Source organism: Chloroflexus sp., from assembly GCF_034435895.1.
Classification (GTDB): Bacteria; Chloroflexota; Chloroflexia; order Chloroflexales; family Chloroflexaceae; genus Chloroflexus.
The window spans coordinates 1-7,211 of sequence record NZ_DAOTWH010000068.1; the positions used below are offsets into that span (position 1 = coordinate 1).

At 62.4% G+C, this 7,211-nt stretch carries 5 protein-coding genes and 1 pseudogene; 2 read left to right on the top strand and 4 right to left on the bottom strand.

Annotated features, from left to right (window positions below; translation table 11 throughout):
- Nucleotides 1–249 precede the first annotated feature (249 nt).
- The gene (gene bcp / locus U9R81_RS04135; RefSeq protein WP_322494255.1) at nucleotides 250–717 is read left to right on the top strand and encodes a thioredoxin-dependent thiol peroxidase; all 468 of its coding nucleotides are present in this window, start codon (nucleotides 250–252) and stop codon (nucleotides 715–717) included.
- On the opposite strand, the gene U9R81_RS04140 is transcribed toward bcp, so the two are convergent.
- The 4 genes and pseudogenes from U9R81_RS04140 to U9R81_RS04155 form a co-directional block, all read right to left on the bottom strand.
- The gene (locus tag U9R81_RS04140; RefSeq protein WP_322494256.1) at nucleotides 706–4,311 is read right to left on the bottom strand and encodes a substrate-binding domain-containing protein; all 3,606 of its coding nucleotides are present in this window, start codon (nucleotides 4,309–4,311) and stop codon (nucleotides 706–708) included. The two genes, bcp and U9R81_RS04140, sit on opposite strands and share 12 nt — an antisense overlap.
- Nucleotides 4,312–4,641: 330 nt before the next feature.
- Nucleotides 4,642–5,400, bottom strand: a complete 759-nt coding sequence (locus U9R81_RS04145; protein WP_322494257.1) for a hypothetical protein — start codon at nucleotides 5,398–5,400, stop codon at nucleotides 4,642–4,644.
- Complete coding sequence (locus U9R81_RS04150; protein ID WP_322494258.1) at nucleotides 5,378–6,070, bottom strand: tetratricopeptide repeat protein; 693 nt, start codon at nucleotides 6,068–6,070, stop codon at nucleotides 5,378–5,380. The genes U9R81_RS04145 and U9R81_RS04150 overlap by 23 nt, the downstream gene beginning before the upstream one ends.
- 50 nt (nucleotides 6,071–6,120) lie before the next feature.
- Nucleotides 6,121–6,267: pseudogene (locus tag U9R81_RS04155) on the bottom strand (zinc-ribbon domain-containing protein); the annotation flags it as partial.
- A gap of 130 nt (nucleotides 6,268–6,397) precedes the next feature.
- Here U9R81_RS04155 and U9R81_RS04160 point away from each other — a divergent pair.
- A complete protein-coding gene (locus U9R81_RS04160; RefSeq protein WP_322494260.1) occupies nucleotides 6,398–7,198 on the top strand; it encodes a hypothetical protein in 801 nt (266 codons plus the stop codon).
- Nucleotides 7,199–7,211 lie beyond the last annotated feature (13 nt).

Consider the following 7,211-nt stretch of genomic DNA (forward strand, 5'->3'; position numbering starts at 1 on the left):
TGCGGTGAGCCATTACTCTCGCTGACGCGGGAGATTGCTTCGGGGGCGGCGCCCCCTCGCAATGACAACATGCTGCGCCAGCAGCGGTTCTACACCTCATCACAACTCAACGCACGTCTCGTCCCGCTGCGCCAAGTCCACACTTTTACCAAAGCTGTAGTATAGCGGAAAATGAACCCTAAGCGACACGCCGATTCGTGCTACCATGAAAGGTATTGGATTCGCGTTTGAGCTAAGGAACCTTAAGGTATGGCAACCCCACCACAAGTTGGCGATATCGCACCCGATTTCACCTTGCCGAACGAAGCCGGCGAGCCGGTCTCGCTCAGCCAGTTTCGCGGCAAGCGAGTCATTCTCTACTTCTATCCCAAAGATGACACCCCCGGCTGCACGTCGCAGGCGTGCGGTTTTCGCGATGCTTACCCGGAGATCGCAGAGAAGAATGCCGTCGTGATCGGGATTAGCCCCGACAGCACGAAATCGCACGCCAAGTTCAAGACCAAGCACAACTTGCCGTTCATCTTGCTCGCCGACGAGCAGCACAGCGTGGCGGAAGCATACGGCGTGTGGGGCGAGAAGTCGATGATGGGCAAGAAGTACATGGGCATTATCCGCTCGCATTTTGTGATCGACGAAGAGGGCCGGATTGCGCAGGCCGAGGTGAAAGTCAGCCCTGCCGATAGCGTCAAACGGGCACTGGCGGCGTTAGGGCAGTGATGCCCCGCCCCGGCGGTATTCTTCCGGCGTTTGGCCAACCTCTTTGCGAAACACCCGGCTAAAGTAGCTGCTGCTCGAAAAGCCGACTTCGAGCGCGATATTGGTAATGCTCTTGTCGCTTTCGAGCAGTAACCGGCGCGCTTGCAACACCCGATAGCGGTTGAGATATTCGACCGGCGTGGCGCCGAGTTCTTGCCGGAAACAGTGGGTGAGGTAGTCTTCGCTCATACCAACATAATTGGCGATATCTTGCCGGGTGATCGGGTGATCGTAATGGCTGTGGATGTACGCCATTGCCTTGCGTACCAGCATCTGCGCCTGATCACTCAGCCGCCGCCGCCGTTCAAGCGCGGCCTGTAGGTGGGTGAGGGTTTCACTAGCACTGAACATGCCTTTGCTGAGCACCGCCGTCACCCCTTGATTAAGGCGGGCCATATCCGCTTCGCTCAGCATACGCCCGGTAATCACGATCACCGGAATATCGCGCCACTCTTTGCGTGCGCGCATCGCCTCAAGCACTGCAAAGCCATCCATTTCCGGCATCATCAGATCGAGCAGCACCAGATCAATTTTCTGCTGGGGTAAGATCGCCAGCGCCTCGCGGCCCGAACGGGCGCGCTGGACGTGGATGGCGGCGTTGTGGGCCTGAATGAGGCGGGCATGCAGCTCGAGCGTATCGGGATCGTCATCAACCACAAGGATGGCGGGATTGCGCTCGGTTGGGCCGGCAGCCAGCCAGTATTGGTCGAGCGCGCGGCTGAGATCGGCCAGATCGATTGGCTTGGTGAGGTAGTTGAACTCCATCACCGTACCGTGCTGCTCGGTCATTGCATAGCACAAGAGCGGCAGATCGCGGGTGGCCGGGTTTGCTTTCAGCAGCCGGATCGTCTCCCACCACGCCCGTTCGCCTTGGGTCGCATTGAGCACGACCGCGCTATAGTTCTTGCTGAGCAGTTCAGCCAGCCATGCCACGCTCTCGTCGATCGGGAAGGCAGCAACCGTAAAGCCGCGCTGTTCGAGATAACGTTGCAGCCGCTCGTCCGGCCCTGCCGAGAGCAACAACACCCGTGGCAAAGCCGGCAGAGCCGGCGCGCTGCGCCGCCGTTTACGGGCCGGCGCAGCAATCACCGGCAAGCGGAAGAAGAACTCGGAACCCTCGCCTTCGATGCCGCTCGAACGCACCCCGATCTCGCCGCCGTGCAGCGCGACCAGTCGCTTGCAAATCGCCAACCCCAAACCAATGCCGCCATAGCCTCTGCTCGTGCTACGCTCCGAACGCTGAAATTCATCGAAAATCCGCGCTTGCTCTTCCGGCGGCAGACCAATCCCGGTATCGCGCACCGTGACCGTCACGGCATCAGCGGCAGGGGTGACGGTCAGGCTCACACTGCCGCGCGCGGTGAACTTGATCGCATTGACCACCAGATTCAGCCCGATCTGGTGCAGCCGGGTGCGGTCGCCCCACACCCATGGCCCCTCGGCAGGGATCGAGTCGTGCCACACCAGATGTTTATCAGCGGCCATCTGCTGGCCGGCCTCGGCCACCGCCCGCATCACTTGCCCCAAATCGACCACTTCGCAGGCCAAGCGCAACTGGCCGGCATCACTGCTGGCCAGATCAAGCACATCGCTGATCAGACGACTCAAATGGCGGGCATTGGCATAAATCCGCTTCAGATCAGCGCGCATCGCCACCGGCAACTGGCGCTCGCCGGCAGCGCTCTCGCGCAACAGCAGATCGCTCATGCCGACAATCAAATTCAGCGGGGTTTGCAACTCGTGGCTGACCATCGAAAGGAAGCGGCTCTTGAGCTGGTTAGCCTCTTCAGCCAACCGCCGGCCTTCATTCGCCGCCCGATACAGGCGGGCCGTATTGAGCGCGGCGCTGATCTGTTGCGCGATCGCGCCGTAGAGGTCAAGCCGCGAGGTGTCGAAGGCGACAAAACCAGTCGCGCTGCCGGCGCCGGTCAACGGGATGAGGGAGAGCTGGTAAGGATGGCGCGCCGGCAGCCATTGCGACGGCGGGAAGGCGCGGCTGTGAATGCGAATCACCGGCTGTTGCGGCGCCGTCACGGCCCGCAACCGGCACCATGCGACCGGATCATCACCCTCGGCTTCAAAAAAGCCGATCCAGAGCAGTGGCAAGTTCAGTTCGGGCAAATGCCGGGCCAGAATCTCGTAGATATCACTCTCAGCTAGCGCGTTCAACAAGCGCGCGGTGAGCCGGCCTAAGCGGTTATTGGTTTGTTGTTGGGAATTGAGGTAATGCCAATGCTGAAAGCGCATCGCGGCGCTCATCGTCACTCGCGCTTCGTCCAGCAGTTCGTGGGCAAAAGGGTGGAACGCCGGATCAAGCAGATTTGGTAACGCATCACGAATGAAGGAGAGCGCGATTTGCCATTCGTGGGTATCATCGCCGGCAGCGGCCACCTGTTTGAGCGTCTGCGCCAACACTGCGCGCATAGAGGCCGGATCTGAGTGCTGCACAGCTTGGGTAAAGGCAGTCACAAGGAGAAGGCACAGCCGGTATACTTCATCACGGGTCAGGCCGCGCGATTTGCGACTCAGCATCTCGCCCATCGACCGTGCAAGCGCCGCAGCGCGATCGGCAGCGTCCGGTTGATCAGTGTGAGGGGCAGCCATTTCCAACGCATCGGCCAGCACCGCGCTCTGGCTACAGCCGCACGACTCACGGATCACCAGCCGGGCCGGCACCTGCACCAACTCTGGCAACGGCTGGCGATCGCGCAGGTGACGAACCATCAGTTCAAGCGCCTGATACCCCAGCCGGAAGAGCGGAATCTGCACTGTGGTCAAGGCCGGTTCGTGCAACAACCCTTCGGGACGGTCATCAAACCCAATGATCGCTACATCGTCCGGCACGCGCCGGCCCGCCGCGCGCAGCGCCGCAATCGCCCCTAACGCCGACTCATCGTTGCTGGCCAGCACGGCGGTAAAGGGTTGGCCGGTCGCCAGCAACTGCTGCATGGCCGCGTAACCGCCAGCAAAGACGTGACGGCCAAAGACGATTAGGCGCGGATCGACTGCCAAGCCGAATTGGGCCATCCCGGCCTCAAAGGCGCGCAACCGTTCACCCGAATCGCCGTCGAGATCGGTTTCGCTGCCGGCGATAAAGGCAATCTGGCGATGGCCATGCTCAACCAGATGGCGGAGAGCGGCGAGGATGCCGCCGGTATTGTCGGCAACAATGGCTGGCCCGGCTTCGCCCGATCCAACGAACACAATCGGATGGCCAGCGGCGCGGATCGACTGGATCAGGCGCGATCGTTCGGGTAGCTGCAGGGGATTGATCACGATCAAGCCATGGGTGTTCCATGGCCCCACCGGCACAAAATCGGCATCATCGGCCACCGCCGGCCACGCCGGACGCGGTGGATCGTTAATCTGGCCGGAAGCGCCCATCCCGCAGGCCAGCAGCAGGTTACACCCCAACTCGTGTGCAGCGTGGCCCATACCGTGGTAGATCGGGCTTAGGTAGCTCAGCGTCAGCGCCGTACCGTAGAATTGCCAACCGGCGATCACCCCCACCGTGGGGCGGCGCGAACGGTGCATCGTTGCAGACGTGGTGCGCATACGGCATATTCCTTGGGAACGTGAAGACGCAAGGTGTTATGAAACGCAAAGACGCCAAGGCGCAACGCGATGGATGGTACATGGGCGCGCTAATGGGCTTATCTATCATACCATCTTTACAGAGCCGTATGGTTCGACGCCGCCGTGGCAACCCAACGATGCCAAGCCGCAACGCGATACATAGGTGGCACATACGCGCACGTATGAGACCATCCATCATATCGCCTTTGCGGAGCCGGACAGCCGTCCGGCGCTACCACGCCTTTGCGTGTATCATCCTCTGCGCCTTTGCGGAGCCGGACAGCCGTCCGGCGCTACTGCGCCTTTGTGTTACCGGCCTCCGATCAGCTCCAGCGCGGTTTCAGCCCGTTGCCGCCACATACTCGCCGGCGCCTGATCGGCGACCAGCTCCAGCGCGGCCCGGCCATTGGCCCGATCGCTAGCGGCGCTCAGGGCCAAGCCGTAGTAAAAGCGCGCCTCAACCCCGGCGCCAGCTTCCAGCGCAGCGGCGGCGGCTGCCTGCGCGCCGGCGGCATCGCCGCAATAGTAGCGCGTACCGGCCAGCACCGTCAGCGCTTCGGGATCGGTGGGCAACACATTAACCACCGCCTGCGCCGCCTGCAAACCGCTGGTACAACGCTCAAAGCCGCTGTCGAGATGAAAACGAGCGGCCAATAGCGCATAACGGGGGCGTTCGGCGACCGGCGCCGCGATCACTGCCTGTTCATACGCATCGGCGGCAGCGACAAAATCACGCTGGGCCAACGCAAGACCGGCCTGCGCCAAAGCTAGCGCCGGCCCGCCGTGACCGGCGGCGTGTAACCGTTGCAACCGCTCGCCAGCCGCTTCCAGATCGCCACTGTTAAGGTAGGCCAGCGCCAGCAAGGGGCCAATGCGCGGATCATCAGGGTGCGCAGCAGCCAACTGTTCTAGTTGTTCAACCCCTTGCTGCCGATCTCCCAACCGCAGATGAGCATAGGCGCGGTAGATCGCCGCCGCCAAACCGTGCGGCCCGGCGGGATCAACCTGCGCCAAAAACGCCAGCGCCAGCCGGTCGTAGCCAAGATCAAGGGCCAGTTGGCCGAGCAACTGCGGACGCGCCGCCGAGGGTGGCCGGATCGGGGGCAGGCGGCAAGAGCGGCTGGGTGAAGGGATCGGGCGGGAAGGAGGTTGCTGGCATGGTGAGGTCAGGGGTTGCGGCAGAGTCGACCAGCGCCGCCACCATAGCCCGTCGCCCAATCACAAAGCTAGCCCAATCGGCGGGCAACGCATCAAGCGCGACAGCGCGATACACCGCCAACGCCGCCTCGATCCGCCCATTGCGCAGATCATCATCGGCCAGCAGCAGATCGCGTTGGGCACAGCGATCGGGATCGCAGTGCGACAACGACTGCCACGTCTGGCGCGCCGCGGCGATGTCGCCTTCGATGGCCGCCACGCGGCCAAGGTAGAGCACCGCGAGCTGGTAGTCGCGAGGGCGCAACCCAGCTTTGATAGCCGCAACCAACGCGCGGCGGGCCGGATCAACCTCGCCGCGCACAGTGAAGACAATACCCCGGCGTAGGGCGGCATCACTGAGGGTTGTGGCTAGTTCGGTGTACGCAGCGAGCGCGGCGCGATAGTGCCCGGCGGCAAAGCGAGCATCGGCCCGGCGCAGCGCATCGTAGGGGTCGGGGCGCAGGGCAATAAGCACGGCGGCCACCGCCACCAACGCCAACGTTACCCACGCACCAAACTGTCGCCAACGCCACGCAATCACTCGTCGTTATCGTCTTCCGGGCTCGGTTCAGGGCGGCGACGCGCCGTCTGCGCCTCGCGGCGGTTGCGGCACTTGGGGCAACGGGTCGGCTCGTTGAGGAAGCCTTTATCGGCGTAGAACTCCTGCTCGCCGGCGGTGAAGATAAAGGTAGCGCCGCAACTGCGGCAGATTAATTCCATATCGCGGTAGAAGATCATCGCCATAGACGCTTGCCGGGCGGTACGGGTTTGATTACCGGAATTGTATTGTACCACGAATAACGCAGGGGTGGGGAGAAAAGAAATAGCCACAAAAAGACACAAGAGACACCCCGCAACCTACCAATGGTTGCTCGTTCCCGGCCAAGAACATCCGTCCAAACCGGTTGAGTGGAAGGCCATCCGGCTCACGGAAAGCGATGGGCTAGCCGTGCGAGCGATGAAGCGGTTACGCAGCGACGACCTGCTCGCCGCCGAACTCGGCGCAACGATGCTGCGCAATGAACTCGACCGGGTGCCGCTCTGGCGGGGGAACCACGTCGCCATCCGCCAACTGATCGACGACTTCGCCCGTTATCTCTACTTGCAGCGGGTTGATGGGCCAGAGGTGATCGCGCGGGCGATTCAAAACGGGGTCGGCAGCTTGACGTGGCAGAGCGAAACCTTCGTCTACGCCGAACGTTACGACGAGGCCACTGGACGATACCTCGGCTTGCGCTGCGGGGAAAGCATCGCCATCCGGCCCGAAGACCGTGGCCTCGTCGTCAAACCAGATATCGCGCACCAACAACGTGAACGGGAAACGCAGCGCGAGCCGGTACCGCCACCCGATAGCTACCAACCACAGCCACCAGTAAACCCAAGACCGGCTGCTTCCGGTACCGTCACTATCGCTCTACCCCTGCCCAAACCGGCAGCCCGCCGCTTCCACGGCAGCGTCCGGCTCGACCCGGCTCGCGTCGGGCGTGACGCCAGCCGCATTGCCGAAGAGGTGGTCGCGCATCTGGCCGCCCTCGCTAATGCCGACGTCACCGTCACACTCGAAATTGAAGCCCGTCTCCCTGACGGCTTCAGCGAACAAACCATCCGCATTGTGAGTGAAAACAGTCGGGTGCTCAAATTTGAGCAAGCCGGGTTTGCGGAGGAGTAGCAGGTTCTCGGTT